1 protein-coding gene is annotated in these 272 nt (G+C 64.0%); it reads left to right on the top strand.

Annotated features, from left to right (window positions below; all coding sequences use genetic code 11):
• Positions 1–272, top strand: a 272-nt coding sequence (locus A3728_RS19225) for a glutamate--tRNA ligase family protein (protein ID WP_236630566.1), incomplete at both ends; no start/stop codon positions are given.

Genomic DNA, 272 nt, shown 5'->3' with positions numbered 1-272 from the left:
ATGTGACCATCCGCAACGACCAGCTTGACGATATGGTGCTGCTGCGGTCGGACGGCTCGCCTGTCTACATGCTGGCGGTGGTGGTGGATGACCACGACATGGGCGTGACCCATGTGATCCGCGGGGACGATCACCTCAACAATGCCGCGCGCCAGATGATGATCTATGACGCCATGGGCTGGGACGTGCCGGTCTGGGCGCATATCCCGCTGATCCACGGCCCCGACGGCAAGAAGCTGAGCAAGCGGCACGGCGCGCTGGGGGCACAGGAA

Source organism: Sulfitobacter sp. HI0040, from assembly GCF_001634885.1.
Taxonomy (GTDB): domain Bacteria; phylum Pseudomonadota; class Alphaproteobacteria; order Rhodobacterales; family Rhodobacteraceae; genus Sulfitobacter.
This window is presented reverse-complemented; position numbering and strand designations above follow the sequence as displayed.